General features: G+C 53.2%; 28 protein-coding genes and 1 rRNA gene. 25 read left to right on the forward strand and 4 right to left on the reverse strand.

Translation table 11 applies throughout. The features are described from left to right. Positions 1–105 precede the first annotated feature (105 nt). From Q7R85_03930 to Q7R85_03950, 5 genes are all read left to right on the forward strand, one after another. Positions 106–1,338: a hypothetical protein gene (locus tag Q7R85_03930; GenBank protein MDO8585234.1), complete on the forward strand. Its 1,233-nt coding sequence runs from the start codon at positions 106–108 to the stop codon at positions 1,336–1,338. Between the two features lie 350 nt (positions 1,339–1,688). Beyond that, complete coding sequence (locus tag Q7R85_03935; GenBank protein ID MDO8585235.1) at positions 1,689–2,564, forward strand: class II fructose-bisphosphate aldolase; 876 nt, start codon at positions 1,689–1,691, stop codon at positions 2,562–2,564. 118 nt (positions 2,565–2,682) lie between these two features. Next, a complete protein-coding gene (locus Q7R85_03940; protein MDO8585236.1) occupies positions 2,683–2,985 on the forward strand; it encodes a hypothetical protein in 303 nt (100 codons plus the stop codon). Positions 2,986–3,046: 61 nt separating this feature from the next. Then, positions 3,047–3,796 (forward strand): PCRF domain-containing protein, encoded by a 750-nt coding sequence (locus Q7R85_03945; GenBank protein ID MDO8585237.1) that lies wholly within the window; start codon positions 3,047–3,049, stop codon positions 3,794–3,796. A gap of 39 nt (positions 3,797–3,835) precedes the next feature. Then, the gene (locus Q7R85_03950) at positions 3,836–4,438 is read left to right on the forward strand and encodes a hypothetical protein (GenBank protein ID MDO8585238.1); all 603 of its coding nucleotides are present in this window, start codon (positions 3,836–3,838) and stop codon (positions 4,436–4,438) included. 48 nt (positions 4,439–4,486) lie between these two features. On the opposite strand, the gene Q7R85_03955 is transcribed toward Q7R85_03950, so the two are convergent. The 3 genes from Q7R85_03955 to rpmE form a co-directional block, all read right to left on the reverse strand. Beyond that, positions 4,487–5,881: a lytic murein transglycosylase gene (locus Q7R85_03955; protein ID MDO8585239.1), complete on the reverse strand. Its 1,395-nt coding sequence runs from the start codon at positions 5,879–5,881 to the stop codon at positions 4,487–4,489. A gap of 207 nt (positions 5,882–6,088) precedes the next feature. Beyond that, a complete protein-coding gene (locus Q7R85_03960; protein MDO8585240.1) occupies positions 6,089–6,736 on the reverse strand; it encodes a 50S ribosomal protein L25 in 648 nt (215 codons plus the stop codon). A gap of 81 nt (positions 6,737–6,817) precedes the next feature. After that, positions 6,818–7,069: a 50S ribosomal protein L31 gene (gene rpmE / locus Q7R85_03965; GenBank protein MDO8585241.1), complete on the reverse strand. Its 252-nt coding sequence runs from the start codon at positions 7,067–7,069 to the stop codon at positions 6,818–6,820. 576 nt (positions 7,070–7,645) lie between these two features. Here rpmE and Q7R85_03970 point away from each other — a divergent pair. The 13 genes from Q7R85_03970 to Q7R85_04030 all read left to right on the forward strand — a co-directional run bounded on the left by Q7R85_03970 (position 7,646) and on the right by Q7R85_04030 (position 21,135). Then, the gene (locus tag Q7R85_03970) at positions 7,646–7,849 is read left to right on the forward strand and encodes a type II toxin-antitoxin system HicB family antitoxin (protein ID MDO8585242.1); all 204 of its coding nucleotides are present in this window, start codon (positions 7,646–7,648) and stop codon (positions 7,847–7,849) included. A 434-nt stretch (positions 7,850–8,283) separates the two neighbouring features. Next, entirely contained in the window at positions 8,284–8,799 is a 516-nt protein-coding gene (locus tag Q7R85_03975; GenBank protein MDO8585243.1) for a hypothetical protein, read from the forward strand. 390 nt (positions 8,800–9,189) lie between these two features. Continuing rightward, positions 9,190–11,932 (forward strand): 16S ribosomal RNA (locus Q7R85_03980). Positions 11,933–12,281: 349 nt separating this feature from the next. Continuing rightward, complete coding sequence (locus Q7R85_03985; GenBank protein MDO8585244.1) at positions 12,282–12,662, forward strand: response regulator transcription factor; 381 nt, start codon at positions 12,282–12,284, stop codon at positions 12,660–12,662. A 168-nt stretch (positions 12,663–12,830) separates the two neighbouring features. Continuing rightward, positions 12,831–13,412, forward strand: coding sequence for a type II secretion system protein (locus tag Q7R85_03990; GenBank protein MDO8585245.1), 582 nt, complete (start codon positions 12,831–12,833; stop codon positions 13,410–13,412). A gap of 10 nt (positions 13,413–13,422) precedes the next feature. Beyond that, complete coding sequence (locus Q7R85_03995; protein MDO8585246.1) at positions 13,423–14,013, forward strand: hypothetical protein; 591 nt, start codon at positions 13,423–13,425, stop codon at positions 14,011–14,013. Positions 14,014–14,050: 37 nt separating this feature from the next. Further along, entirely contained in the window at positions 14,051–15,757 is a 1,707-nt protein-coding gene (locus Q7R85_04000; GenBank protein MDO8585247.1) for a GspE/PulE family protein, read from the forward strand. Between the two features lie 2 nt (positions 15,758–15,759). Then, positions 15,760–16,974 carry a type II secretion system F family protein gene (locus Q7R85_04005; GenBank protein MDO8585248.1) on the forward strand — a complete coding sequence of 405 codons (1,215 nt, stop codon included), beginning with the start codon at positions 15,760–15,762 and terminating at the stop codon, positions 16,972–16,974. Between the two features lie 115 nt (positions 16,975–17,089). Further along, the gene (locus Q7R85_04010; GenBank protein MDO8585249.1) at positions 17,090–17,545 is read left to right on the forward strand and encodes a hypothetical protein; all 456 of its coding nucleotides are present in this window, start codon (positions 17,090–17,092) and stop codon (positions 17,543–17,545) included. After that, positions 17,520–18,191 (forward strand): prepilin-type N-terminal cleavage/methylation domain-containing protein, encoded by a 672-nt coding sequence (locus tag Q7R85_04015; protein ID MDO8585250.1) that lies wholly within the window; start codon positions 17,520–17,522, stop codon positions 18,189–18,191. The genes Q7R85_04010 and Q7R85_04015 overlap by 26 nt, the downstream gene beginning before the upstream one ends. 3 nt (positions 18,192–18,194) lie before the next feature. Further along, the gene (locus tag Q7R85_04020) at positions 18,195–19,154 is read left to right on the forward strand and encodes a hypothetical protein (GenBank protein MDO8585251.1); all 960 of its coding nucleotides are present in this window, start codon (positions 18,195–18,197) and stop codon (positions 19,152–19,154) included. Beyond that, positions 19,151–19,615 carry a hypothetical protein gene (locus tag Q7R85_04025; protein ID MDO8585252.1) on the forward strand — a complete coding sequence of 155 codons (465 nt, stop codon included), beginning with the start codon at positions 19,151–19,153 and terminating at the stop codon, positions 19,613–19,615. The genes Q7R85_04020 and Q7R85_04025 overlap by 4 nt, the downstream gene beginning before the upstream one ends. 8 nt (positions 19,616–19,623) lie before the next feature. After that, the gene (locus Q7R85_04030; GenBank protein ID MDO8585253.1) at positions 19,624–21,135 is read left to right on the forward strand and encodes a PilN domain-containing protein; all 1,512 of its coding nucleotides are present in this window, start codon (positions 19,624–19,626) and stop codon (positions 21,133–21,135) included. Between the two features lie 21 nt (positions 21,136–21,156). Here the strand turns inward: Q7R85_04030 and Q7R85_04035 are convergent, their stop codons facing one another. Beyond that, a complete protein-coding gene (locus Q7R85_04035; GenBank protein ID MDO8585254.1) occupies positions 21,157–21,699 on the reverse strand; it encodes a hypothetical protein in 543 nt (180 codons plus the stop codon). A gap of 52 nt (positions 21,700–21,751) precedes the next feature. Here Q7R85_04035 and lepB point away from each other — a divergent pair, with 52 nt between their 5' ends. The 7 genes from lepB (at position 21,752) to ftsA (ending at position 26,613) form a co-directional block, all read left to right on the forward strand. Then, entirely contained in the window at positions 21,752–22,312 is a 561-nt protein-coding gene (lepB, locus tag Q7R85_04040; protein ID MDO8585255.1) for a signal peptidase I, read from the forward strand. 66 nt (positions 22,313–22,378) lie between these two features. Further along, positions 22,379–23,752 (forward strand): histidine--tRNA ligase, encoded by a 1,374-nt coding sequence (hisS, locus tag Q7R85_04045; protein MDO8585256.1) that lies wholly within the window; start codon positions 22,379–22,381, stop codon positions 23,750–23,752. 34 nt (positions 23,753–23,786) lie between these two features. Further along, positions 23,787–24,194 (forward strand): HIT family protein, encoded by a 408-nt coding sequence (locus tag Q7R85_04050; GenBank protein MDO8585257.1) that lies wholly within the window; start codon positions 23,787–23,789, stop codon positions 24,192–24,194. A 7-nt stretch (positions 24,195–24,201) separates the two neighbouring features. After that, the gene (locus Q7R85_04055) at positions 24,202–24,426 is read left to right on the forward strand and encodes a bS21 family ribosomal protein (GenBank protein ID MDO8585258.1); all 225 of its coding nucleotides are present in this window, start codon (positions 24,202–24,204) and stop codon (positions 24,424–24,426) included. A gap of 101 nt (positions 24,427–24,527) precedes the next feature. Next, complete coding sequence (locus Q7R85_04060; protein ID MDO8585259.1) at positions 24,528–24,980, forward strand: GatB/YqeY domain-containing protein; 453 nt, start codon at positions 24,528–24,530, stop codon at positions 24,978–24,980. Between the two features lie 5 nt (positions 24,981–24,985). Then, positions 24,986–25,372 carry an rRNA maturation RNase YbeY gene (gene ybeY / locus Q7R85_04065; GenBank protein MDO8585260.1) on the forward strand — a complete coding sequence of 129 codons (387 nt, stop codon included), beginning with the start codon at positions 24,986–24,988 and terminating at the stop codon, positions 25,370–25,372. 8 nt (positions 25,373–25,380) lie between these two features. Then, a complete protein-coding gene (gene ftsA, locus Q7R85_04070) occupies positions 25,381–26,613 on the forward strand; it encodes a cell division protein FtsA (protein ID MDO8585261.1) in 1,233 nt (410 codons plus the stop codon). The last annotated feature ends 126 nt before the right edge of the window (positions 26,614–26,739 follow it).

Genomic DNA, 26,739 nt, shown 5'->3' on the forward strand with positions numbered 1-26,739 from the left:
AATATACGAATGCATGCGAATGATACTAATAGATACGAATGGGAACGGATTAGTATGATTCGTATCATTCGTACAATTAGCATATTGGTATCATAATCTGAATTTATGCCACCTGACGTCTCCCGCATACTCTCCTCGCTCCTCGGTGTTTCCGAAGCAACGATTCGAGCGCTTGACGATGCGATGGTTGAGCGTGGGTTCTCATCGGACGTTCCGGAACGGCTGGTCCTCGAGAACGACGAGCGCGTCCGACGGACGCTCTCTGTGCTTGGGCAAGCCGCATCTTCGGGTGACATTCGCAAGCTCCTCCGTGAGCGTATCAGGGAGGACGAACAGAAGCTCGTCGAGTTCCTAGGTACGCTACCCGGCGCGGACCGGTTCGACCGCGCGGCGACGTTTGCGCGGACCATCGCAGAGGCAGGAACCCCTCGACTCCGCTCGGGGCAGGCGGGGTACTTCTTGAAGCGGGACCGGGCGGTTAAAATCCTTACGGAGCGGCCGCCGCTCGCGCTCCTCAAGCACCTCGGCGAGCCGTCGATCCAGACTGTGCTTGCGAAGTACGATATCACGGAGGTTATGAGTGCCCTCCGGTTTATTGAACCGGTCGAGTGGATGCACGAGACGTTCGATGCCGTCTATCGCGGATTCACTGCAGACGACTTCGAGGAGCGTCCTATCGAGGTGAAGGTCTTGGGTCCCGTGTGGCGGAAGGTCGCCGCGGTGTTCGTCGCGAAGAAACACCACAACGTATCACACCTCAAGGAGTTCGGGGTCATCTTCCTGAACCCCATCAGCGAGGACGTCTCCGGCGCCTTCCTGCGCGACTTCGCCCTCCTGCTCCACTACTTCCACGAAATCGAGTTCTACACGAAGCTCTTCCGTCGCGCGGTACGGCAACCGAATTTCCCCGACCGGCTCACCTCGTTGTTGCGGGGTGATGTGCCGGATAAAAACCACATTGAGGATGGCGAGTGGCTCATTGTCCAGCAGTACCTCGTGAAGGAAAATCCGAATGACCCGCGGCTCATGCTCCCGCGCGTGAACCCGGAGTCGCTCCACTGGGCGCGCGGCCAGCGCGACCTCGCGACGTACGTTGCGGCCGGGTTCCCGGACCTCTCCTTCTGGAACGGGCTTGACTGGGTGGGAAACGAGGTGAGCTTCGACCTCGAGGACACCGCAATGTCGCTCGTTTCATTCACCGAAGGGAAAAACGAATCGTTTAGTTACCACCAGCGCGAGGCGCTCTGGACGCGGTTGTTTCAGGAGTACGTTGGAGGGGAGGAAAAGATGGAGCAGCTACTCATCGAGAATTTCGATACAGGAGTGGTACAATTCTAGTGTTTGGCTACGAAATACGAAGTTATACGAAAATACGAATAACATGAAAGAATTTTTCAAGCCGACCCTGCGAAAATTGCTTTGGACCGCAGTTGTATTCGTCGTCTTGAGCGGCATCAGCTTCATCGTGCTTCCATGGCTCGGTGTGAGTACTTTCAACGTGCTCCGGTACGGACTTCCCTGGTATTGGCTTACTGGCGGAATAAACTTCACGCTCATTGCATGCCCGCCAGGGGGCGGATGTGGGCGAACTTGGACATTTGATGCTATTGCTCTCTTTGCCGACTTTGCAGTCTCGTACCTTATTGTGTGTGCTATCGTCACTTTACGCACGAGGGCAAAAAAGACTCATGCAACCCCTCCGCGAACGAATTAGGGATGCCGAGGCGAAGAAAGTCGCCATCGGGCACTTCAACATCTCGAACCTCGAGCAGTTGAAAGCCGTGGCGCACGCCGCGATGCGGCTCGACGTGCCGGTCATTATCGGCGTCTCGGAGGGGGAGCGTGCCTACCTCGGCCTTCACCACGTGAAGGACTTTGTCGCGAGCTACAACGCCGAACACGCGAAGGAGCACGGCTTCCGCCTGTACCTGAACGCCGACCACACGCACGACCCGGGGAAGGTGCGCGAGGCGGCGCGGGTGGGGTTCGACGCGGTGCTTTTTGATGGCGGGAAGCTGCCGTTTGCGGAGAACGTGGCGCTCACGCGGACTGCGGCGACGCTCGCGCGGGAGGTGCAACCGAATGTGCTCGTTGAGGGGGAGCTCGGGTACATCGGAAGTGGATCCCAGGTTCTCGAGAAAATTCCCGAGGGTGCGGCGGTCACGCCAGTGCAGATGACGACACCCGAGGAGGCGGCGCGGTTTGTGAAAGAAACGGGCGTGGACCTCTTGGCACCCGCCGTGGGAAATGTGCATGGCCTCGTTGAGGGGGGGAACCCGAAGCTTAATATTGACAGAATCCGTGAAATCAAAAAGGCAGTAAACATCCCTCTCGTCCTCCATGGCGGGTCTGGTGTCTCCGACGAGGATTTCCGTGCGGCCATCGAGGCCGGCATTTCAATCATTCATATTTCGACCGAACTCCGCCTCGCTTGGCGGGAGGGGATAGCGGAATCGCTCCGGGCGAACCCGAACGAGGTGGCGCCCTACAAGCTCACCGAGCTCGCCCTCGCGAAGATGGAACGGGTAGCAGAGTCCCGGCTTCGGCTCTTCAACCGAATCTAGGCCAATCTATTGCATTTGAAGTTAGAATTTAGGATAATTCTCGCAGATCTTCGTGCGATGAGCGTCCTGATTCAAAAGGGAATTCGCGCGTTTTTGTATCATATAGTGTGGAGGGCGCATGCTTTTCAAAGTTGTGTTTGGGTATTGGGTTGATTGGAGCGAACCGATATTTGACAGCGCTTCAAAGGAGGAAAAGGAAGAGGTTCGGAGTCGGCGCGAGGTATTTTGGGTGGAAGCAGAGGATGAGGACAAGGCACGCAGGTACGCACAACGATTTGAGGGGCTTGAAACGAATTCATATGAAGGCCTCGGAGATTTACTGGAGATTTCGGTCGTTACTCCGGAAGAGGTTAAGAGCTTGCCGAGTCTTGTGGTGTATGAGAGGTATCTGCCAAAGAAAGAAAGGTTGTATTTGAACTGAACCGACGCTGCTCCAATAAAAAACTTCCTCTTTCTGAGGAAGTTTGCTTTAATGAGGTCATATGGATACGACATTGATTGCAAAGATCATTATGGAAATCCGCGCGGGTGCGGGGGGTGATGAGGCCTCGCTCTTCGCGGGCGACCTCATGCGCATGTACCAGCGGTACGCGCAGAAGCGCGGGTGGGGATTTGCGATTCTCGACGCGTCCGAGTCCGGTGCGCGTGGCTATAAAACGGTGAGCGCGGAGGTAAAGGGAACTGGCGCCTATGAAGCTCTCCGGCACGAGTCCGGTGTGCATCGAGTCCAGCGCGTCCCTTCAACGGAGCGACAGGGAAGGATACATACTTCGACGGCGTCGGTCGCCGTCCTGCCTGTCGTGGAAGCGAAGCAGGTTGACCTGAAGGAGAGCGATATTGAGGTTTCATTCTCGCGTGCCGGCGGCCCCGGGGGGCAGAATGTGAACAAGGTGGAGACGGCGGTGCGTGTCACACACAAGCCGACCGGCATCGTGGTTTCCTGCCGCGTGGAACGCTCCCAGCACGCGAACCGTGAGAAGGCGATGGAGATGCTGCGCGCGATGCTCTATGACGCCGAGCAGCGCCAGTCTGTGGGGTCTGTTGCAGACCTCCGGAAGTCGCAGATCGGCACCGCCGACCGGTCGGAAAAGATTCGCACGTACAACTTTCCCGAGGACCGCATCACCGACCACCGCATTGGGAAGAAGTTCCACAACATCGAGAAGATACTGGAAGGTGCATTCGACCCCATCGTGGAGGCGTGGGCGAAGCAGGGGAGCGTAAATAGTTAACAAATTTTGATCTTCTGGAGTTTGTGGTATAGTAGAGATATGGAAACGTATCAACCTGAAAAGGAGAAAAAGTCTCCGAAAGTAATATTGCCAGAAATCTTGGGGAGTTCACTCAAATCCGCGATGGGCGGAAATAACCCAAGGTGTGGAATCACTGCCCTTTTTGAAGATGTTTTGGATAAATTCGAGCATGATCTTAGTTTAAGGAAGGGTGATCTTCACTATACTGACGGGACACTAGTGCAAAGACCAGCGGACGCAATGCGTGAGGTTGAAGCAACTTTTAGTTGGGAAACGGATAAGAACCATACGGAAAGTTCTAGTGTCAGATTCTCGTCAGAAAATCCCGAAGAAGAAGAGGTGGTGAAGCAGCAATATAAAAATCCGCCACTATCCAGAGAGGCGGTTGTCGAACTAACAAAAATATTAGAAAATCTTCGATCGCAGGTTGAGCCAGTGACTATTTTCGACAGTCGCGGTTCTTATGACGCTTATATACTTGAAGATGAAAGCGGAAATAAATATACGCTTTCTAACCGTGGTAGTTCTGTTCGCCTTGAGAAGTTTGAGGATAAAATTAAGGAAATTCAAAAAATCATTGATGAGTCAACTGATTCAATAGAGAGACTCGAGGCAATCTAAAGTGCAAAAACCCCGACCTTGGCCGGGGTTTTTCGTTCGAATAGGTCGCTAGCCGTTCGACTGGCTCGGGGAGGTCGATCCGCCTCCGGCGGGTTGCTTCGCCTGCTCGAGCACCTCGATGTCGTCCTGGAATCCGGCGGCCGCCTCGAGCACCTTCGATGCATAGAACTGGCAGGCGGAGCGTTGCCACCGGGAACCGCAGTAGTAGGTAGCGGACGCCTTTTTTTCTGCCGCCGCGGTTTGTGCCGCCGCGCCGTTGTCCTCCAGGTAGAGTGCGGTCCCGGTGAATGCGTCCGAGTTGTTCCACGGGTTCGCGGGCTCGCTCCCGGTGATACGCGTGATCTCGGGGGAGTAGATTTTCCAGGTTGAGGGAATGAATTGCGCTGGCCCCATGGCGCCGCCGTAGGTGCCGTCCTGGTTCGGGCAGGAGATGCGCGCGAAAGCGGAGTGCGGATCGATGCCGAGCCCTCCGGTGAGCTCGAGGAAGTAGGCATGGTCCTTTGGGTTCATGGCGGTGGTACCGCCCTTCATCACCTGGTCATACGCGCACCGTCCGGTGTTTTTGCCGAGGAGCGATTCACGGTTCAGGATGCCGAGAATGAGCGCCGGACGGATGCCGGCCGCGCCGCCCGCGAGCTTCGCGTACTCGTACGCCTTTTCGAAGGTGAGCTCACCGCCGCCCAGGAGCTCGAAGATGCGGTTTCGAATTTGCGCCGCCTCCTCTTTCGTCTTAGTAAGAATTTTCTGATATTCAGCCTCTTTCCCCTTCGTTGTTTTCAAGAGGGTCGCCTTTTGCGTCTGGGTCGACTGAACGCCACGCTTCTGCGCCTCTTGGATTACCTTCAAGTTTTCAGTATCCTCCCGTTCGAGCGCGAGCTCCTGCTTCTGGTCCAGGAGCTGTTCCCGAAGCTTTGTGATTTCCGCGAGTGAGTTCCGGAGACTCGACTGAACGAGCATCACATTTTCAATATTACCAAAAAAGTCAGAGAGACGGGCGTTGCCCACCAAAACCGCTAAGAGTGGCTCGCGGTCTGATTCGTAAAGGTTTCGGACCGCTCGCGAGATGGCATCCTTATGTACCACGATGCGGTTCTCGGTGCTCACGATGGTCCGTTGCGTGGCGGCAGTATCCTTCTCAAGCTGGCTGATGTTCAAGTTCACCGCCTTGATTTGGAGGTTCAGCTTATTGATTTTTGCGTTCAACGAACTGATTTCCCCGGAGAGCGACTTACCCTGCTTTTGGTACGACGCGATGGTCTTTTGGTGCTCCGCGATTTGCGTCTCAAGCTCTGTGAGCTGCGCTTCGAGCTCACTCCGCTGTTCTTTGGTTGTCGGCGTCGTCTCGGCGGTCTGCTCCGCGACTCCCTGGTCTTCCTGTGCGGCAACCTGGCCCGGCGCTTGTACGGAACCAAGCATGAAACTCACCACCCCGAGGATGGCCACACATTTTATCGCGAGCCGCAGCTGCGATGCCGAATGGACCGGCGTCCACCCAAGTGAAATACGCCGCGGGAGGGTTCGGGCGACATCTCGGACAATCGGAGGAATCGAGGATTCAGGCATCTATCAGATAGAACGATACAGGAAGCGTATCGTCACGTGCAATCCAGCACCGCGCGGTTTTATAATGTGGTGCGAGAAACGGCTCGGCTATGCCTGCGTTGCCGGTTCTGTGGCTGTATTCGCCGCAACCGCTCCGGCCGCGGGCGCCGCCACCGGTCCGCCAGCTGGCGGAGGGGCGGTAACCTCCTCCTTCGCCTTCTCGCCAACCGTCACGATTGCGGTATCCTCGTTTGCGCGGACCTTGACCTCGGCAGACACGATGAGATCGCGGACGTAAATTGTCTGGCCGGGCTGTGCAAGCGTCTCAACGGAAACAATCAGTTCGTGCGGCATGCGGTCGGGAAGCGCCTCAAGCTCGATTTCAGAGAGCACCAGGAGGATGGGGAACCCCTCTTTCTTTGCGGGCGCCTCGCCCACCAAACGGATGGGCACGTTCGCCTGTATCTTTTCGTCCATGCGGACGTAGTGGAAATCAATGGCACGCACCGTGCCCGCACGGTAGTCCTGCTGGATGTCTGCGAAGACGGCGGGGATGCGTTCGGCACCGTCCACGACGAGCGTGACCACCGTGTGCTCGCCGGCGGTCTTATACGCCGCGGCAGCGTCGCGCGCCGCGACCGCGAGGTGCCGGTTCTCGATACCGCGGCCGAAGAGCTCCGCGGGCACGAGTCCCTTTGTGCGGAGTGCGGCGACCTTCTTGCCGAGGATGGTGCGGGTGGTGACGTTGAGGTCCATAAGAGTAACGTACAACCTACAACCAACAACGGACAACAGTCATAAGGTTCACGTTGTTTGTTGTCGGTTGTTTGTTGTTGGTTATTTCTGCTTCTTCACCCTCTGCTTCTTTGCCGTCTTTGGCGCGGCCGCGGCTTTCGTGCGGCGCGCCGTGAAGCGCTCGACGCGGCCCGCAGTGTCAATTAAGGATTGCTTCCCGGTGTAGTAGGGGTGGCACTTCGCGCAGATTTCGACGCGGATGGATTCCCGGGTGGAGCCGGTCGTGAACGTGTTGCCGCAACCGCAGATCACTTTGGCGTTCGGGTAGTACCGGGGGTGAACACCTTGTTTCATGGTGTTTTTATTGTACCCAGGAAGTCGAAAATAGCAAGGATTGTAAAAAAAATAAGCCGCGGGGCTTATTTTTTTGTGCGGCGCGTTGCGATTCTTTTCTCGTCTCTCTCGGGTAGAAGTTTATATTTTTTCAGGATTCCCACAATTGATTTTCCGCAGGCAGCACAGAGCGAGCGGTGAGCAAGCATGGTGCCGTACCCGACGGTCACGTACGGACTCTTTTCGGCTATTATTCTCTTACAGCGATCGCACTTAAGTATGAACATATAAGCGATTGAAGTTTAACAGCCGTGCATGACTCGTCAATTGTGGATAAAAGTGGGGGAATTATGGCGCCCCCGGATGGGGGCGGAAAAGGCAAGAAACATCCGGTCTTATTCGTACGAATGTGCGAATAAGTCCGGCGGGGGCGGAGCGTGAAAATGTCCGGCGGCGGAAAGAATGCAACCGTAGCCCCGCCCTTGGGCAAGAGTGAACAGCAAGCCCCGCGTAGGGTTTGTTTTTGTTCGCGGGAGTGGCAAGTCGGCGTTGCAACGCAAGGTTGTTACCCTTGTTGGAATCATATACAATAGGGCCATGAAGTATCTGACCGTCATTCATAAGAGCAGATATGGGTATGACGTGCACGTTCCGGTGCTCCCGGGCTGTCACAGCCAGGGGAAACTAAAAAAAGAGGCGCTCGAAAACATCAGAGACGCCATTTTCACGTATCTGGCGATGTCTCACAGAGAACTCAAGGGGGCGGAGGTGCGGGAGGTGGAGGTTGCAATTCCTGCATAGCTGTCATGCTCTTTACCGATGTTTCCGCGAAACGCGCGGTAACAGCTTTTCTCAAGGCTGGTTTTTGGGTTGCGAAGACGTTCGGTCGGAAACATATTGGGATGACGGATGGTACCAGGAAGATTGTGATACCTCGAGCTACGAGAATTAACCCGTACACACTCAAGGGCATTATTTGAGACGCTGGATTAACTGATGAGGAGTTCAAGAAGCTCCTGTAGCGGTCATTGAAGTCAGACTTCCCGGGAAAGTCTGACTTCCAAAGATTATGACCGCACCTATAGAGGTGCGACGTTTGTATCTTAGCACCTACACACCAACCACTTGCGCCCAGCCCCCCCATGACATCTCGGGCTCTTGCGCCCAGGTCGAGAGGGGGGGGTAGGATTATGGGAAAGGAAAGGTCGGGGTGACCTTTGAGGAAACTAAAATTTATGTTTGAAAGAGAAAAAAACATAGAGACTTGCCCACACGGAAATGTTCCTGAAGGGTGCGGCGCGTGTAAGCTAACTCTCGAGGAGGCTGGTTCTCGGGCGAATGCCATGCGGGTGATGACGGGTCAAGGTGCTGAGGGGGCAAAAAGAAGAGCCCGCACCGATTTTGTTGATGTAATAACGCATGAGGCAACCAACGAAGAGTACGAGTCTGCCGACAAAGAGCTTGAGCTATTTGAGCAGACAGGAGAACACTATAACAGCAACGTGATTTATAAAGCGATTGACTTCATTGAGCGCGCGATAGAGGGAGACTCTTTTCTTCCATCTTATAATGAAATTTCAAAACGACATAAGGAAGCCTATGAAGCGAGTATGGAACGAGGAGAGGCGTTTGCTGAAGAGAGGGTAAATCATGAAGAGGGCGAAAGGAGCCTGAAAGTGCGAGAAAAGAAGTTACACGAGCTCTACGAAAAATTAAAAACACGATTTGAGGGAAAGGAAAATAGTCGGTAGCAATCGGTTTTCTACAGCAAGCACCCCAACACAAGGGGGTGCTTGTTTTCTCGCTCCGGCTTGTTGACATAACCCAACTCACCCCCTATACTTCCCCCTGCTTGCCCGACGTGAATGTGGCAGGCGGGCTTGCCCGACGTGAATGTGGCAGGCGGGTCTGTACGACCGGCGGGGCTTCTGCCGGTCAGAACATCGATTGAACCGACCGAACGTTCCGAACTGAATATTAGAAGCACTAAAAGTAAAAAAATGAATGTAACATAGAATGTTTCTATTACGGTGAGCTTGTCGAACCGCTGGAAATTTTCTATGTTACCCCAAATCTGTTCCGAAGGTGGGCGTTTCGCCGACTGTGTGCACTCGTGCACATTCGAGGCGAGCCGCGAACCTTCTTTCGAGGATTTGATCCTGGTCCAGGATGAACGCTGGCGGCGTGGATAAGGCATGCAAGTCGAACGGTCGAGCGCACGTTGCGCTCGGTAGTGGCAAACGAGTTAGTAACGCCCTGGTACGTACCCCCGAGTCGGGCATAATTCCGCGAAAGCGGGACTAATTCCCGATGGTGTCGCCTTAGGCGACTAAAGGAGCGATTCGCTCGGGGAGCGGCCTAGGTCCTATCAGCTAGTTGGTGAGGTAAAAGCTCACCAAGGCTACGACGGGTAGGGGGGGTGAGAGCCCGATCCCCAACGAGGAGACTGAGACACGGCTCCTACACCTACGGGTGGCAGCAGTCGAGAATATTCGACAATGGGCGAAAGCCTGATCGAGCGACGCCGCGTGCAGGATGAAGGTCTTAGGATTGTAAACTGCTTTTCTACGGGAAGAAGTGTGCGTAGCACACAGTTTGTTAGTTCGTCAGTTACGCTTCGCTCTAGTTTATTAGTTGGTGAAACTAATTAACTAGCAAACGAACAGCGAGCGGAGCGAGCGGAACTAGTCAACTATGTGCTGCGCACATTGACGGTACCGTGGGAATAAGGGGCGGCAAACTTCGTGCCAGCAGCCGCGGTAATACGAAGGCCCCGAGCGTTATCCGGATTCATTGGGCGTAAAGGGCGCGTAGGAGGTTCGGTCCGTCTCTCGTGAAATCTCGGAGCTCAACTCCGAACCCGCGGGGGAAACCGCCGAACTAGAGGGTGTTAGAGGCAGATGGAACACACGGTGTAGGGGTGAAATCCGTTGATATCGTGTGGAACACCAAAGGCGAAGGCATTCTGCTGGGACACTCCTGACTCTGAGGCGCGAAAGCGTGGGGAGCAAAAAGGATTAGATAAATCCCGTTCCGGCTCCAAAGAAACGGAACAAAGGGTGTCCCCTCCGACGGCGACGTCGGGGTGCGCATTCAGCTATATCGGGGAAGGCCGTCTTGTCAGGCGGTTAATCCCGAGGGAAGTTATTCAAGCCTCACTTTCGACTCTTTAATTATAGAGAAAAGTGGAGCTTGTGTAACCCCGTAGAGACTATGTAAGTAAGAAAATAGAAAATGACCAAGTCATTTTTGTTGGATCGATGTAAGGAAATTATTCTGGGTTCTTTGTTGGGTGATGGGTCCTTAAAGATCTATAAGCCCTACAAAAATGCCCGATTTTCCTTTCGACATTCGGTACATCAAAAAGATTATTTTTTCTGGAAAGTTGAAGAATTAAAAGAAATTTCCGGAGAGAAATCTTTTTGGGAACAAAAACCGAATAGTTTGGGAGGAGATATGTTGCGATACCAAAGTTTAGCATTAGAATTGCTTACGGAACTGCATCGGCTGACTTACGAGCATAATTGTCTCGTAATACGTCGAAAATGGCTGAACATGATGACGCCATTATCGCTTGCGATTTGGTGGCTTGATGATGGTTCGCTTATTGGCAATGGAAAGCGAGGTGTGTTTTGTACCGACCCGTTTTCGTTTCATGAACAAGAGATTTTATCGCAGTATTTACTCAAGGTTTGGAAAGTAAAAACTGCGATTGGAAAAATTGTCCGCGAGCGGGAAGGAAAAAAAGTTGAGTACTATCGGCTATGGATTCGTTCAAGCGAAGAATTAAAAAAATTTCTTCGGATAATCCTCCCCGAAATACCATCCGCATCTACATTGCCTAAAGTTCTTATTCTTTACAAAGATTCCCAATTACAGCAACGCTGGGTTTCTGAAGTTGTTGAAGCAACGCATTTTTCTCGAGAGATTATTGAAAGGTATCTTGCTGAGAAAAAAGCGAAATATAAGCGATTTCAGAAAATGATATAGTCCGATCCTCCGAGTAATCGGAGCATCTAATAGGTCTAAATCCCTAACGCTTAGGAATTAGGATTTAGAAATTAGAAATTGCAATTTTGCCAAGCAAAATTGTTGACCCTTGTAGTCCACGCCCTAAACGATGCTGATTAGCTGTCTCGAGTATCGACCCTCGGGGTGGCGTAGCTAACGCGTTAAATCAGCCGCCTGGGAAGTACGGCCGCAAGGCTAAAACTCAAAGGAATAGACGGGGACTCGCACAAGCGGTGGAGCATGTGGTTTAATTCGACGGTAAGCGAAGAACCTTACCAGGGCTTGAAATGCACTTGAAGACCGGCAGAAACGTCGGTCGTCTCTCAAGGACAAGTGCACAGGTGCTGCATGGTTGTCGTCAGCTCGTATCGTGAGACGTTCCCTTAAGTGGGGTAACGAGCGCAACCCCTCTCTGGTGTTATAAGTGTCACCGGAAACCGCCCCCGTTTTTGCCCGCAAGCAATGAAATGCTTGTGTTCAAAAACGGGGGAGGAAGGCGGGGATGACGTCAAATCCGCATGGCCCTCTGATGCCCTGGGCCACACACGTGCTACAATGGCCGTTACAAAGGGTTGCCAAGCCGCAAGGCGGAGCTAATCCCAAAAACACGGCCCCAGTTCAGATTGGAGGCTGCAACTCGCCTCCATGAAGTTGGAATCGCTAGTAATCGTAGGTCAGCTACACTACGGTGAATACGTTCTCGAGTCCTGTACTCACCGCCCGTCAAGCCAGCGGAGTCGGTAATACCTGAAGCCCAGCACTTTGTTCGCAACGCAGTTGTTAACAAAGTGCTGGGTAAGGGTAGGATCGATGATGAGGGCTAAGTCGTAACAAGGCACGCGTAGCGGAAGCTGTGCGTGGATCATCTACATAAACTTCTATAATTTTTGTTATAGAACATAATAGATCGGAGCGCGTCGAAAGGCGCGCGTATGGCGTTCGTCGATGAGCCAAAAGTCTCGACGCGGACTTGCTTTCTGATGAAGCAAGGTTGGGATAACGCAAAAGTTTTTGATCCTTAGTTTTTACAAAAAATGCGAATGAGGCATTGCGCTCTCTTTCGCGTTTTTTGGTTGTCGTGTAACATAGAATACATGCCCCGTGCTACAACTTCGATGGCGCATAAGCGCGTAGAGATAGGCGAAGTCGGCGCGGAACAAGAGATGCTCTTAACATCAACGACAACCCATTATCAACATCAATCGAAGTTGTAGCACAGGGTATGGCAGACGAACATAAAAAAATTCTTTTAGTTGAGGACGACCATTTTTTATCGTCGCTGTTAAAAAGCCGTCTTGAGAAAGACGGCGGTTTTGAGGTGGCGCTGGCGACAAACGGAGATGAGGCGTTGGGAGCGTTGGACGAAATGACGCCCGATCTTATTGTTCTGGACATCATCCTTCCCGGCCGCTCCGGTTTTGAGGTGTTGGAGGAAATGCGCGCGAAACCCGGCATGAAGGCGCCGGTGATCGTTATGTCTAATCTTGGTCAGGAAACGGATGTCACGCGCGGGAAGTCGCTTGGCGCCGTTGAATATTTCGTGAAGGCGAATACGTCCATTGACGACTTGATTGTGAAGATTCGGGCGATGATAGGAGAGTAATCGCGCTGTTTGGTTATCCACAGTTGCGTTTTTGCGCGCGCGAAGTAATCGCGGTATAGTAAGCAGGTAATAGTGCTTCGGAAAAAGCACTATTGTTGAAGTATAAAAGGTCGATGCGACAGAGTAGCAGATACAAAGAAAAATATTCGTTATTAAAAAAATAAAAAAATGAAAAAAGGATTTACCCTCATTGAACTTTTGATCGTTATCGGCATTCTTGCCATTCTTGCGACAGCGACAATTCTCGTGTTGAACCCGGCGCAGTTGTTCGCGCAAGCGCGCGATTCACAGCGCATCTCGGACCTCTCGGCATTAAAGAGCGCGCTTGGTTTTTATCTCGCAACTGCGGCAACGCCGGACTTGGATGCGGCGGGTGGAACTTGCGCGGCAAATTATTGGGCAAGCGTAACCCCCGCGGCGCGTCGTTTGACTGGCGCGCTTAACGTTGATCAGTCGGCAAACGTTGCGTTAACGGTGGGAGGCGCGGGCTGGGTGCCGGTGGACTTCTCCGGCGCATCAGGCGGAGCTCCACTTTCGTCTTTGCCGAAAGACCCGACCAATGCAACTGTGGGCGGAGTTGAGTACAACTACCAGTATGGCTGTGACAGCACGAATCGCTGGTTTGAAATAGACGCGAAGATGGAGAGCACGCGCTATTCCAATGGTGGAACGAACGATGTTGAGTCAACCGATGGTGGTCTGACGGCCGCGGTTTACGAAGTCGGAAACGACCCGGGTCTTGACCTCTAGTTGACGCCTTATGACGCTCGCTGCAGCATATAGCATTGCAGTGCTTGTCATACTCATTGGGACGGTAGCCTTGGGCTACCGTCCTTTTGTGGTCGGACGCCCACGCTTTTTTGCCTCGGCAATTATTGCCGGACTTTTTATTTTGCTCGGCGTTGAGGCGGCGACTCAATATCACGCGTGGACGCTTTCCGCTCCGCAGAAGTTTTTGCTACCACCGCATCAACCTATTGGATACTTCTTCACATATGTCGGATGGCGACTGTTCGCGCCTTACATTCTCTCGCTTCTTGTCGCGCTTGTGATGGTGGCGCTGGCGCGGATATATAATAGGCGGCACGACGGCGCGTTTTTCTATGACGATGAATTTTTTATGATCGGACTTGGCCTTTTTCTTTCGGGAACTCCGGGTTGGATATTGTACGCGGTTTCAATGATTGCTGTCGCGGCGGCCATTATCGCGTTTCGGACGGTTTTTTTGCATCATTCTGATAAGTTTTCGCTGCGTGAGTTATGGCTGCCCGTCGCGCTCTTTGATATACTGATATATACATGGGGTGCACAGTTGCCGGTGCTTCGATTAATGCAATTTGCAGCGCCATAGGGTCCTGGGGCTTGGGATACCAAGTTCTTTGAAGCGCATGCGCCAAATTCCTCCGGAACAACTTGAAAAGATTTTACAGCGGGATGGCGTTGTCTCGCCGGCGGACTTTGCCGCGGCGGTCAAGGATGCCGCTCGTTTGGGCCAGGACGTGGTGCACGTGCTCATCGCGCACGGCATCATTACGTGGGAATATTTTTATGACCTGCTCGCGAAGTTTTTGGGCGTTCCGCGCGCCAACCTCGGGGGCATCACCATCAACGAGGAATTGTTGCGCAAGCTTCCGGAGGATGTTTCCCGGGAAAAACACGCGATTGTGTTCGGCGAATCCGCAGGGGCTCTTTTGGTCGCCATGGCGGACCCCAGTGATTTACAAACCATAGATTTTTTACAGCAGTATCTCCAACAGCCGGTTAAGCCATATCTTGCGTCGCAGGATGATTTGAACCGCGGTTTTTCATTTTACAGCAAGCGTCGTTATGAAGATTTTCAGCGCGCTATAGATGAAAACATTCAGGCGACGCTGCGTCTTAAGGCCGGCGGAAGCGAAGAGTCCGCCGAAGAGCTCCCTATTGTCGCTATTGTGGATACGATACTTTCGTATGCCGTGGCAATGCGCGCGTCCGATATGCACCTGGAGATTCTGGAGAGCGAACTGCTGGTGCGCTACCGCATTGACGGCGTGCTGCACGAAGTGATCCGTATGCCGAAGGAAGTGCACAGCGCCGTTATCGCGCGCATCAAGATTCTTTCCAACTTGAAACTTGATGAACACGCCAAGCCCCAAGACGGACGGTTTCGCTACAAAATCGGCGATGACAATGTGGACGTCCGTATTTCGGTGATGCCGACGCTGTATGGTGAAAAAATCGTGGGGAGAATTTTGACCGCCACGCAGCGGCCGCTGTCGTTTGAAGAAATCGGCATGTTGCCGGACACTGTCGCGATTATCAGGGAAAATATTTCCAAGGCGTACGGGATGGTCTTGGCGTGCGGACCGACCGGCTCCGGAAAAACCACGACGCTATACGCTGTTCTTACCACATTGAATCGTCCGGAGGTGAACATCGTGACCATTGAAGATCCAATTGAGTTCGGTATTCCCAATGTGAACCAGACGCAAATTAATCCCGATGCGGGCATCACGTTCGCGGCGGGGCTCCGGTCGATTGTGCGCCAGGACCCGAACGTTATTATGGTCGGCGAAATCCGCGATAAGGAAACCGCGGAAATTTCCGTGCATTCGGCGCTTACGGGCTCCTTAGTGCTTTCAACGCTGCACACCAACGATGCCGCGACCGCGGTGCCGCGGCTCTTGGATATCGGCATCGCGCCGTTTTTGGTCGCGGCGGTGCTGAACCTTGTTGTCGGTCAGCGTCTGGTGCGGCGTATTTGCCTTGACTGCATTGAGTCTTATGAGCCGGATGCGGCGACAGCGAGCGCGATCGTGGCGCAGTTTCAAACTATGGGCATTGTTACCGCGTACAAGCCGCCGAAACTGATGTATCGCGGCGCGGGATGTGAGCGTTGTGGGCACATCGGTTATCGCGGACGGTTCGGTATTTATGAGTTGCTGCAGATCTCCGAATCCACCCGCCGGATGCTTGTTTCTTCGGATTTTTCTCTTGATGGGTTGCGGAAAACGGCGCGTGAAGAGGGGATGATTACCATGTTTGAAGATGGCCTGCGCAAAGTCGAGCGTGGGATGACCACCATCGAAGAAGTGTTCAGAGTGATAAGAGAATAAATATGAAATTCCATTATATTGCGACTACGTCGTCCGGAAAGACTGTTGAAGGGGATTATGACGCGACTGCCACCGCTGACGTGCTGGTGTACCTCGGTTCAAAAGGGTTGAAGCCTATTACCGTTAGGCGCGCTGATGCTTCGGCGTCTAGTGAGCGCGCGAAGCGGTTTTTCGGCCAGCCGATTACTGTCGCCGACCAGATTTTTCTCACGCGTTATTTGGGGTTAATGCTCAAAGTCGGCGTGGATCTCTTCCGTGTTATTGATATTCTGACTGCGGACGTTGAAAAGCCGGCGATGAAGGCGTTTTTGATGGAGTTGAAAGGTGGACTTGAAAAAGGGCAGCCGTTTTATCTTGCGTTCGCCCGTTATCCGAATTATTTTTCTCCGGTATTCGTGAATCTTATTAAAGCCGGCGAGCTTTCCGGAAATCTTGATTTTGCATTTGAGAGTTTGAGTGTTTCGCTGGAGCGGGAGCAGTCGCTTCGGAATAAGGTGAAAGCGGCGGTTATTTACCCTGTGATTCTGCTCGTGCTCGCGACGACCATTCTTTTTTTCCTCGTCACCTTCGATCTGCCGAAAATCGCGAACGTGTTTTTGAGCACTGGCGCCGAGCCGCCGGCGTTCTCCCGCATCGTGTTTACTGTGGGGCTTTTTCTGGCGGATTACGTTTGGTTCTTTGTCGCGGGTATCGTGCTCCTTGCCGGCGGCGCGTGGTTTTTCTTCGCGCAAACACTTGCCGGGCGGCGGATGCTGTATCTTGGGCTCGCGTATGCCCCCGTTTTTCGGACGGTATTCCAGCGTATTTCATTGCAGCAGTTCGCTTCAACGCTTTCGGCACTCATGCGGTCAGGTATGCCGATTCTGGAAGCGCTCCGGATTACCGGGGACGTGGTGAGTTTCCCTTCAATGCATGATGGTCTGCATCGTATCGCGGATGAAGGCGTCGCGAAGGGCACTGGCCTGGGCGAAGCATTCCGCCGCGAACCGGCGTTTCCACTTGTCGTCTCAAACCTTATCGCGGTTTCGGAAAAAGCCGGACATACCGCTGAAATTTTGGACACGCTCGCGAAGTTCTACGATTCCGAAATTGACTCGTCGCTCAAGACTTTGGTGTCGCTCGTGGAGCCGCTGATGTTGTTCTTTATCGGCGGCATCGTGGGACTTATCGCGCTTGCCATCATTATTCCGATTTATCAATTAGTGGGACAGTTTTAATTTGAACATTGGACAAGTGACAATTGACAGGTGACCAACGGACGCGGGTGTTACTTCTCGTCCGTCGTCAAGTCAATGGTTAAATGTCAGTGGTCAAATGTTTCATAAACGCATTATGCGCGGCTACACTCTCATTGAATTACTTATCGTCAGCGGGATTTCGATTGTGATTCTTTCCGTGGGCGCATTAGGGCTTTTGAATTATCGCGCGAGCCAGGATTTGCGGCTGGCCGCGCAGTCGGTTGCGTCAACGCTTCGCGACGCGCGCTCCAACGCGACAACAGGGGAAGACGGATTGCGGTGGGGTGTGCGTTTTGTGGGAGGCGTGAGGGGATCCGCCACGCTATTCTCTACCGACGGAACAAGTTATCTGGCATCCGCGACAATGACGTTAAAAAGCGATTTGGAGTTCCGTGATCCGGCAACCGGCAGCACCAAAGACGTTATCTTTGACCGGTTAACCGGATATCCAATTGGGGGCACCGCTGTTATAATAGAAATAGGCGTCATAGGAAATGATGCCGTCAGTACAACGCTCAATATTTATGCGAACGGACGGATTGAATTTTAATGAAAGACGCCTGCGCCAAAAGGCTTCGGCGAGCCAAGGCGGGCAATCGCTGCTTGAGCTGATGGTGGCAATCGGCATCAGCGCGTTACTTATCGGCGGCGCCGCGACGGTCATTGCGCTCGCGTTGCGCGTTGACGCGGTAAATAAGCCGTTGCAAGGCGCGCTCTTTGCCGCGCAGGGTTTGATTGATAATATCGCGGTGCTTGGGGAGGCGGATTGGCGGGGGAATATTGGCGCGCTTTCGCCCGCGCCGGCTACGTATTACGTGGACTCTTTGGGGGGCGATCTCGCTATTCTTTCCGGCGCTGAAACGCTCGTTATCGATGCCGTGCAATATACCCGTTATTTTACGATTGAAGACGTTACGCGTGACACGACAGGCGCCATAGCGACTCCCGGAACGCTTGACCCGTCAACAAAAAAGATTACCGCGACGGCGGAGTGGCAGGAGGGGGTGTCAACGCCGAAATTTTCTCTGGTGAAGTATGTCGCGCGTTCGGCGCGGAATACGTCAAGCGCGCAAGTCGACTGGTCCGGCGGTTCGGGGCAGGTGGGTACCTTCGCGGCGAGCGATAAATATGATGTTGCCGGCGCCGGAATTGATACCGTTTCGCAGCCGGGTACGATTAAATTGCAGCTACCGTAAATCATGGAAGCAACAAAGCAACAAAGCAATAAAGCAATAAAGCAAGGGAGCATTGCGGTAAAACATAAAAGGGCAGTCTTGCTTCTTTGCTTCTTTGCTTCTTTGCTTTTTGTTATCCCTGCGCTCGCCGGAAACATCTCATCACAGCCGTCGGAGCGTTGGGCGTGGAGCGACGCGGTGGGCTGGATTGATTTCTTCGGCGTGACGGCAACTCCACCGGTGCTTCAGGGGTATGGGACGGGAAGCGCCATCGGAGAAGTGGCAATGGATTGCGCCACTACATCCATCGGCAATATTTGCGCAGTGAGTAATTTTAAGGTTGTGAATGACGGCTACGGTAATCTTTCGGGCTGGGCGTGGAGCGACGCCATCGGCTGGATCAGTTTTTGGTGCGGTAATGTTTCGCCGGGCGATTGCCAATCTTCAAATTATCAGGTGACGATTGATGGCGCCGGAGATTTCCACGGCTGGGCGTGGAATGACGCCATCGGCTGGATCAGTTTTAATTGTGATCATTCGGGCGATGGGGGGGCTAATCAGTGCACGACCTCAAGTTATAAATTGAAGACGACGTATATTCCGGGGGTTCCGATGTATAGCGGTTCCTTGACCTCCAGCGTGTTTGACGCCGAGGTACCTGTTGCCTTGAATGCCATTCTTTGGAAGGGCACGCTGAACAGTCTTGTATCTTCGTCGGTGCGGTTCCGCGTCGCGTCTTCCAATTGCAGTAATGGGAAAACCAATCCGCCGGTTTGCGACGACTCGGGAACGTGGGAGTTTTTGGGACCTAACAGCTCTACAACTGATTATTATATTCCCACCGGTCCGGACGCTCCCGCGGCGATTGATACGCGCGACCACAACAACGTCCGCTACTTCCGTTACGAGGTTTTTATTGACTCCGATGTGTTCGGCGCGGTGACGCCCGAAATCAACGACATAATCATCAATTGGAGCCCATGATAATAAAACAAGAAAACAACCCTTCGACGCGGCTCAGGGCAGGGAAATCAAGAAAGCAACGGGGGGTAGTGGCGTTTTCAACTATACTGGTCCTTAGCGCCATCGTTGTTGAGGTGGGCATCGCGGCGAGTCTTCTGGTGTATTTTTTGAATCGTTCCAACTATGGTATCCGGCTCACCAATGAGGCGTTCGCGGCGGCGCGTGCCGGTGTTGACGATGCCATGATTCGCATCGTGCGCGCGAGGTTTTACCCATCGTGCGAAACAACATACAACCTTGTCGTCAGCGGCGCTGTAAGCGCGGATGTGACGATTCAAAATGTCGCGTGCAGTAGCGTTGCTGAAACGCAGTACATCATTTCCTCTACCGGAAAAGCGTTAGGGAAGCGCCGGACGCTTACGGCAACGCTCGACATCAATCCCTCAACGCGGGAAGTCCGGGTGCTGAATATCGCTGAGTAGAACTTGTTATGATAAATATCAAAACCGCTTTCACTAAGTTTCTTCGTCTTGTGAGTCCCGCTACTCCCGTGGGCGGGCTTGAAATTTCCGATAATTTTCTGCGGTTTTTTGGCGTAGTGGCGGGCGTTCCTAAAACCGCGGCAATCCATCTTCCGCCCGGAGTTGTCACTGGAGGACGCGTTGCCGAGCCGGTGAATTTCCGCAAAGCGCTCCACGAACTCCGCGCGAATGTCGCAGGTGGCGAGGCGCGATGCCACGTGGTCGTCACCCTTGAGACGCCGGCCGTGTATAGCCAGATATTTTCCGTGCCCGTTGTCGCCCCTGATCGTCTCGGTGAGGCAGTGGAGCTGAATCTGCGGATGATTTCTCCTATGAGTGTTGATCGTGTGTACGCGGATGCCGAACGCGTGGGATCCGGCGCCTCCGGAGAAACGGAATACCTCGGAGCGTTTTTGGAGCGCGCGATTGCCGACGAGTTTAGCGCGGCATTGGCGAGCTCCGGTTTTGTGCTATTGGCTTTGGAATTTACCGGGCTTTCCGTTGCCCGCCTTATCGGCACGCTCGGCGTTGGGTATGTCAAAGGTGAATCCTATCTTGTATTGCGTGTTTCCGCCGGAGGTCTTGAGTTGCTCATACTCCGGAACGGTAATTTGCACTTTGACCATTTTTCTCCGTGGGGTGAGGTCGGCGCGGATGGCGCGCGTGCGATTGATGATGCCCGTTTTGAAGACGTGCTCCGTCGCGAAGTGCAGCGCGTCCTGAATTTTTACTCCGGCAAGTGGCCGGGGAGTTTCAAGGGCGTTATTCTTCTTGCGCGGGATGTCGCGCCGCGCGTGGAGCGTGTGCTTACGCAATATTTTGACCTTGCGGTCATGCCGCTTGCCGTGACGCAGTTCGGAGATGTTATTCCGTCGTTTGCCGGCGCCTTGGGCGCGTATCTTCGTGGCAGTATTTCCCGTGAAAGCGACACATTCATCAGCGTTGCTCCGGTGGGTACGGAAGAGGCGTTCGCGTGGAGTCGTTTACTGCGTTTTCTCGCGTTTTGGCGCAATGTGGCGCTGACTGCCTGTAGCTTTCTGTTTCTTGTCACACTTGTCGCGGCAAGTATCTCCGCGCGTATTGAGACGTCGCTGCGCACCACTTCCACGCTTGTTCCGCCGGGCGTGGACGCGAATGAAGTGGCAATGTTAGAGAGCCAGGCAAAAGCGTTTAATTCCGATCTCGGCGCGGCGCTCCGCGCGCGCGGATCGGCAAAAGTTTTATCGCCGCTGTTTACGGAACTCCGTAAAATTTCGGGTGAAACCGTGACGCTTGAACGTGTTTCGTTTTCGCCGTCCGGTGGTGAGATGAATATTTCGGGGCGCGCCATTTCCGAACTTGCGGCGATTAACTTCAAAAACGCCTTGGCGCGTCGGGAGGGATTTACCGCGGTGAATTTACCGCTCGCGAATATCGTTCCTGATTCTGACGGCAAGGTGACGTTCCAGCTTACGCTGCGCGTGGAAAAAGAGGCGCCGTAGCCGCTTCATTCCGCTACGACGTTATTGCGGTATTTCGGGCGCGCCGAAAAGCTCGTTCGCCGCTTTTTGGAATACATCCATGAACTGTTTTTTTCCGGTCGCGGAGATTTTTTTGAGCACGAACGTTTCCGCCTTTGGGTGGCGCGCGCCTTCTGTCTTCGGTCGGATGCCGACACGTAGACGCGTGAAGTCTGTTGACCCCGTGGCGTCAAAAACGCTTTGTACGCCTTTGTGTCCGGCGGCGCCACGAGCGGTAGAAATTTTATATTCGCCGATATATATGTCGGATTCGTCGTGAACGATGAGTGTGTGTTCGGGCGAGGCAAAAGTTTTTTTCATCATAGCGCCGACGGATGCGCCGGATTCGTTCATATAGCCCGCGGTCTTTTTCGCTGCCAGCGCGGGATAATGCTTCTCAAGGTAGTCAACAAAAAGATGTCCGACGTTGTGGTAGGTGTTGGCATACTGGGGATCGTTGTTTCCGAGGCCGATAATCAGTTTGAATGGCTTCATGTCCGATGTCGGATGTCCGATGTCCGAGGTTGACCGTCCGTCACCCGTCACCCGACACTCGTCATATTTGCTTTAATGCTTTTATTCTAGTAGAATATGATGTATGAAGCAATTCTTCCTGGCATCGCGCGAGATTTTGGAGGTTGTGCTCATTTCGCTCTTTACGGTATACATCATCCGCTCTTTTCTTGTGCAGCCGTTTTTGGTCTCCGGGGCTTCCATGGAGCCGAATTTTTCCGACGGTAATTATCTCCTGATCGATGAACTGACGTACCGTTTTCGTCAGCCGGCGCGCGGCGAGGTGACGGTGTTCCGCTACCCCGGGGACGTCAAAACATTTTACATTAAGCGCATCGTCGGGTTGCCCGGTGAGCGCGTGGTGATTCAGGATGGCGTGGTGCGTGTATACAACAGCGAGTATCCCGGAGGATTGTTGCTTTCCGAGGAGTACATCGCGCCGAGCGTCACTACCATCGGTGATGTGGACCGGACGCTTGATACCGATGAGTACTTTGTGCTGGGTGATAACCGTTACTTCAGCTTTGACTCGCGCAACTGGGGCGTCCTTCCGAAGAGCGATATCATCGGCGTTGTGCGGTTGCGGTTGCTTCCGATTCGCGCCGCGCAGACGTTTACGGTGCCGAGTTATGAGGGGGGACAATAAGGCAACGAAGCAAAAGAGCAACGAAGCAAAAAAGTAAGAAAACAATAAAGCAACGAAGCAAAAAATATGCCGCAAAAAGATAAAAAAGTATCAGAAAAAGGAAAGGTGAAAGCGCCGTTTCAGTCGCCGAAGGGTATGCACGATATCTTGCCGTTGGAGGAGCCGTATTGGGAGAAGCTCCGCCGTGATTTGCGCGCGGTCGCGGAGGTGTACAATTTTCGCCGTATTGACACGACATTGTTGGAAACAACGGACCTTTTTGAGCGGTCGCTTGGCGCCACGAGCGACATTGTTGAAAAACAAATGTTTTCGTTCCGCACGAAAGGCGGAGATATGTTAGTCTTGCGCCCGGAAGGGACTGCTTCCGTAATGCGCGCGTACATCCAGCACGGGATGAGCCACATGGGGACTCCGCTGAAGCTTTATTACATCGGCCCGATGTTCCGCTATGAACAGCCGCAGGCCGGACGGTTGCGCCAGTTGCATCAGGCGGGGTTTGAAATTCTTGGCGGCGATGAAGACGCGGTCTACGACGCGCAGATCATGCTTGCGTGTTACCGTTTTATTGAGTCGACGAAGGTGAAGCAGCTCATGGTGCACATCAATTCCATCGGCTGCAAAAATTGCCGCCCGAATTACCGTAAAAAACTCACCGACTACTATACCGGACGCGGTGGAAATACTAATAAGGAAAAATTGATTTGTAAGGACTGTCGCCGTCGGCTGGAAACAAACCCGTTGCGTTTGTTGGATTGCAAAGTGTCCGGGTGCATTGAGCTCAAAAAGGACGCCCCCGTTATGCTGGATCAGCTCTGCAGTTTTTGCAAAAACCATTTCAAGAACGTTTTGGAATATGTGGAAGAGCTGAAGATTCCGTATACGCTGGATCACGCTCTTGTCCGCGGTTTGGATTACTATAACCGCACCGTGTTTGAAATCTTTACAGAAGGTGAGGCGCCGGCTGATCCGAAAGCCGAAGGGGCTCTGAAGGGCGTGCCGCGAAAATTTGACTTTGCCTTGGCGGGCGGCGGACGGTTTGATTATCTTGCCGAAATGATCGGCGGCAGGCCTACGTCCGCGGTTGGTGGCGCGGTGGGACTTGACCGCCTCATTGAAGTCATGAAGGCATTTGGCACGGCTCCGCTCCGTACGATAGAAAAAGTATTTTTGATTCACATCGGCGACCTCGCGAAGAAAAAAAGTTTGGCGATTATTGAACTGCTTCACCATGAGGGCATCACCACCGCCGAAACATTGGGCAAGGAATCGTTGAAGGCCCAGCTCCGTTCCGCGGACAAAGGCGGCGCTCCGATGGCACTTATCTTCGGACAGAAAGAAGCGTTGGAGGGATCCATTATCATCAGAGATCTCCGCACCGGCGCGCAAGAAACCGTGCCGCTTCATAAAATGGCGGGGGAAGTGAAGCGCCGGTTGAAATAGGACGTATACGTCCTGTAGGACCTATTGGTCGTATATGAACTGTCTCTTCTGCAACATCGCAACCAAAGAAATTTCCGCGCGCATTGTTTATGAAGACGATGCAACGCTCGCGTTTCTGGACATTCATCCGCGGACGATGGGGCACACGGTCATCATTCCCAAAACGCATACCGAAAATATCGTGATGGCACCGGAGGCGCTCATCACCCCGACCTTTTTGACAGTGAAGAAGATAACTGTTATGCTTCAACACACGTTGAGCCCCAAAGGATTCACTATCGGCATCAATCACGGGCGGATCAGCGGGCAGGCGGTGGATCACTTGCACGTGCATGTTATCCCGCGCTACGAGGGGGACGGCGGCGGTTCAATCCATAGCGTCGTCAACTACTCTTCACTATTATCATTAGACGAGGTCGCAGCAAAAATTAAGCAGAATTAATAATACTATGTCTGTCGAAGTACGTAAAAAAGAAGGGGAGTCCGCGAGCAGCTTGCTCTACCGCTTTACAAAAAAAGTGCAGCAGAGTGGCGTATTAAAAGAAGCAAAGAAGCGTCGATTCCATAAGCGCGCTCAGAGCGGTTTGAAGCGCAAGCTTTCCGCCCTGCACCGCGTAGGAAAGAAAGTGGAGATGGATCGGATGCGGAAATTGGGATTGACCCCCGAGAGATAGAGAGGTAGCTTCCTTAGCTTTTAGCTTCATTAGAAGGGAGGTTGTACGGTCTAATGAAGCTAACGAAGCTAACCCAGCTAACCATCTAACGAAGCCATCGTATGTTAAAAGAAAAAATCACCGCGGATATTAAAGAGGCGATGAAATCCGGAGCCGCAGAGCGGCTTGGAGTTTTGCGCATGCTTTCATCCGCTATTGGCAATCGGAAGATTGAAAAGCGCGCGAAGACCGGCAAAGACGAAGATTTGACCGATGATGAGGTTATGGAAGTCATCGGCAAAGAAGCAAAAAAACGCAAAGAATCCATCGCGGTGTTTGTTTCCGGCGGACGGAGCGACCTCGCGGCGCAGGAGGAAAAAGAGCTCGTTATTCTTGGCGCATATCTTCCCGCGCAGATGAGCGAAGCGGATACCGTGGCGGCGGTTACCCGCATTGTTGATGCCGCGCCGGTTAAGGAATTAGGTCCGGTCATGAAGGCGGTGATGGCGGAGCTCAAGGGAAAAGCGGACTCCTCGCTTGTTTCACGTCTTGTAAAAGAGCGGCTTGGAGCGTAATACGTATGCTGCAGATCATACTCACTGCAGAAAAAAAATTTGGACGCTATGCATCGCGCGCTCGCGCGATGTTGCGTTTCTTGGGGCGGCTCGTAAAGGAAAAAGCCGCGGTAGAGGTGCATCTTGTGGGGAACGCGGTGATGAACAAAAATGTGTTGTCTTATGTTTCACCGCGGAAATTTTTTCGTCCGGATATTTCCGGCAAGGCGCTTGGAGAGATTTATTTGAACCCGACCTACATTGCCGCGCACGGCGAAGATGTTGATCTTATGCTTGTGCACGGCTTTTTGCATTTGCTGGGGTATGACCACAAACGGAAAAGTGATAGAATAAAGATGGAAAAGAAAGAAGACGCGTTGTTGAAGCAATTTTACCGGAGCAAAAGTTCGTAGAAATTTTTATGAAATCGCGATTCATCGTCGGGTTGGACATCGGATCGCTCGCCATCAAAGCTGCCGTGCTCGAACAAAAGAGCGACGGTAGCTTAGTGTTGCAATACGCGACTAAAGCTCCGGTGGAAGGTATGCGCAAAGGAATGGTGGATGACTTGGGCGCGGTGACGCGGTCGGTCAACGTCGTCTTGGCGGATATTCGGCAAATCCACAAAAACGCGGCAAAACATATTTACCTCAGCATCGGCACGCCGAACGTCCGCGTGCAGATATCTAAGGGAATCGTCGCTGTTTCCCGCGCGGATTTTGAAATTTTTAATGATGACATCGGGCACGCGATTGAAGCGGCGGAGTCCGTGAAGCTTCCGGCGAACCGGATGGTGATTCACACTATCACCGATGAGTTTGTGGTGGATGATGTCGCGGATATCAAGGACCCGTTGGGCATGATCGGGCATCGGCTGGAAGCAAAAAGTATGATTATCGACGCGTTCGCTCCGGCGGTGAAAAATATCACGCGCGCGGTGGAGGTCGCGGGTGGTGGCATCGCGGGTCTTATTTTTGGACCTATCGCCGGCGCGCGGTCGGTGTTCAGTAAAAATCAGCGGGAGCTCGGCACGGTACTTCTTGACATCGGATTCAGCACCACGGGCATCGCGCTGTATCAGGAGCACAAACTGCTACATACGAATATTTTTCCGTATGGCTCTGGCCATATTACCAATGACCTGACGCACGGACTTAAAATTTCCGTGGAAGCCGCGGAGGGAGTGAAGCTTGCCTATGGCGCCGCGTTTGCGAAAGATGTGTCCGTTCGCGAGACTGTGGATATCTCTAAATTTGAGCCGCACGCGCGGGGGAGCATCACTCGGCGATTCATCGCGGACATCGTGGAAGCCCGGCTTGCAGAAATTTTGGAGTTCGTCAATAATGACCTTAAGGCGGTGAATAAGTCCGGTCAGCTTCCCGGGGGCGTGGTGCTTGTGGGTGGCGGGGCAAAAACTCCGGGACTTGTTGACCTTGTCCGACAAGAGTTGCGTTTGCCCACTCGGGTTGGCATTCCGGATCTTTCTATGTTCCAGATTCCCTCTGCGGAGCTTGCCGCCACGGTGGAAGACCCTGAATACGCGTGTGCCCTGGGATTAGTGCTCTGGGGTGTGGATAAGTCCGGCGAAGGAGTGCGCGTAAAGGGAGATGCTTTCGGCTGGTTGAAAAAACTGGTGAGTTACATCGTGCCTTGAACCCATCTCAAAAATCCCTCACAGTCGCGTTCGTAGCGATTTCCTCGCATCCGCTAGGCGCGAGGAGGAGGTTGTAACCTCTGGGTTACGTCGACGACGAGCAACGCCGCGGGGTGAGGAAATCGC

It is taken from the genome of bacterium (assembly GCA_030649055.1).
GTDB lineage: Bacteria > Patescibacteriota > Minisyncoccia > UBA6257 > JAUSGH01 > JAUSGH01.

What these genes read in the sequence shown, in the direction of transcription:
- Q7R85_04015 (MDO8585250.1), top strand. Translation starts at nt 17,520, where the DNA reads ATGCGAACGGACGGATTGAATTTTAATGAAAGACGCCTGCGCCAAAAG.
- Q7R85_03935 (MDO8585235.1), top strand. Translation starts at nt 1,689, where the DNA reads ATGCAACCCCTCCGCGAACGAATTAGGGATGCCGAGGCGAAGAAAGTC.
- Q7R85_03985 (MDO8585244.1), top strand. Translation starts at nt 12,282, where the DNA reads ATGGCAGACGAACATAAAAAAATTCTTTTAGTTGAGGACGACCATTTT.
- lepB (MDO8585255.1), top strand. Translation starts at nt 21,752, where the DNA reads ATGAAGCAATTCTTCCTGGCATCGCGCGAGATTTTGGAGGTTGTGCTC.
- Q7R85_03990 (MDO8585245.1), top strand. Translation starts at nt 12,831, where the DNA reads ATGAAAAAAGGATTTACCCTCATTGAACTTTTGATCGTTATCGGCATT.
- hisS (MDO8585256.1), top strand. Translation starts at nt 22,379, where the DNA reads ATGCCGCAAAAAGATAAAAAAGTATCAGAAAAAGGAAAGGTGAAAGCG.
- Q7R85_04000 (MDO8585247.1), top strand. Translation starts at nt 14,051, where the DNA reads ATGCGCCAAATTCCTCCGGAACAACTTGAAAAGATTTTACAGCGGGAT.
- ybeY (MDO8585260.1), top strand. Translation starts at nt 24,986, where the DNA reads ATGCTGCAGATCATACTCACTGCAGAAAAAAAATTTGGACGCTATGCA.
- Q7R85_04025 (MDO8585252.1), top strand. Translation starts at nt 19,151, where the DNA reads ATGATAATAAAACAAGAAAACAACCCTTCGACGCGGCTCAGGGCAGGG.
- Q7R85_04055 (MDO8585258.1), top strand. Translation starts at nt 24,202, where the DNA reads ATGTCTGTCGAAGTACGTAAAAAAGAAGGGGAGTCCGCGAGCAGCTTG.
- rpmE (MDO8585241.1), bottom strand. Translation starts at nt 7,069, where the DNA reads ATGAAACAAGGTGTTCACCCCCGGTACTACCCGAACGCCAAAGTGATC.
- Q7R85_03995 (MDO8585246.1), top strand. Translation starts at nt 13,423, where the DNA reads ATGACGCTCGCTGCAGCATATAGCATTGCAGTGCTTGTCATACTCATT.
- Q7R85_04060 (MDO8585259.1), top strand. Translation starts at nt 24,528, where the DNA reads ATGTTAAAAGAAAAAATCACCGCGGATATTAAAGAGGCGATGAAATCC.
- Q7R85_03940 (MDO8585236.1), top strand. Translation starts at nt 2,683, where the DNA reads ATGCTTTTCAAAGTTGTGTTTGGGTATTGGGTTGATTGGAGCGAACCG.
- Q7R85_03975 (MDO8585243.1), top strand. Translation starts at nt 8,284, where the DNA reads ATGTTTGAAAGAGAAAAAAACATAGAGACTTGCCCACACGGAAATGTT.
- Q7R85_03970 (MDO8585242.1), top strand. Translation starts at nt 7,646, where the DNA reads ATGAAGTATCTGACCGTCATTCATAAGAGCAGATATGGGTATGACGTG.
- ftsA (MDO8585261.1), top strand. Translation starts at nt 25,381, where the DNA reads ATGAAATCGCGATTCATCGTCGGGTTGGACATCGGATCGCTCGCCATC.
- Q7R85_04030 (MDO8585253.1), top strand. Translation starts at nt 19,624, where the DNA reads ATGATAAATATCAAAACCGCTTTCACTAAGTTTCTTCGTCTTGTGAGT.
- Q7R85_03950 (MDO8585238.1), top strand. Translation starts at nt 3,836, where the DNA reads ATGGAAACGTATCAACCTGAAAAGGAGAAAAAGTCTCCGAAAGTAATA.
- Q7R85_04005 (MDO8585248.1), top strand. Translation starts at nt 15,760, where the DNA reads ATGAAATTCCATTATATTGCGACTACGTCGTCCGGAAAGACTGTTGAA.
- Q7R85_03960 (MDO8585240.1), bottom strand. Translation starts at nt 6,736, where the DNA reads ATGGACCTCAACGTCACCACCCGCACCATCCTCGGCAAGAAGGTCGCC.
- Q7R85_04020 (MDO8585251.1), top strand. Translation starts at nt 18,195, where the DNA reads ATGGAAGCAACAAAGCAACAAAGCAATAAAGCAATAAAGCAAGGGAGC.
- Q7R85_03945 (MDO8585237.1), top strand. Translation starts at nt 3,047, where the DNA reads ATGGATACGACATTGATTGCAAAGATCATTATGGAAATCCGCGCGGGT.
- Q7R85_03930 (MDO8585234.1), top strand. Translation starts at nt 106, where the DNA reads ATGCCACCTGACGTCTCCCGCATACTCTCCTCGCTCCTCGGTGTTTCC.
- Q7R85_04050 (MDO8585257.1), top strand. Translation starts at nt 23,787, where the DNA reads ATGAACTGTCTCTTCTGCAACATCGCAACCAAAGAAATTTCCGCGCGC.
- Q7R85_04010 (MDO8585249.1), top strand. Translation starts at nt 17,090, where the DNA reads ATGCGCGGCTACACTCTCATTGAATTACTTATCGTCAGCGGGATTTCG.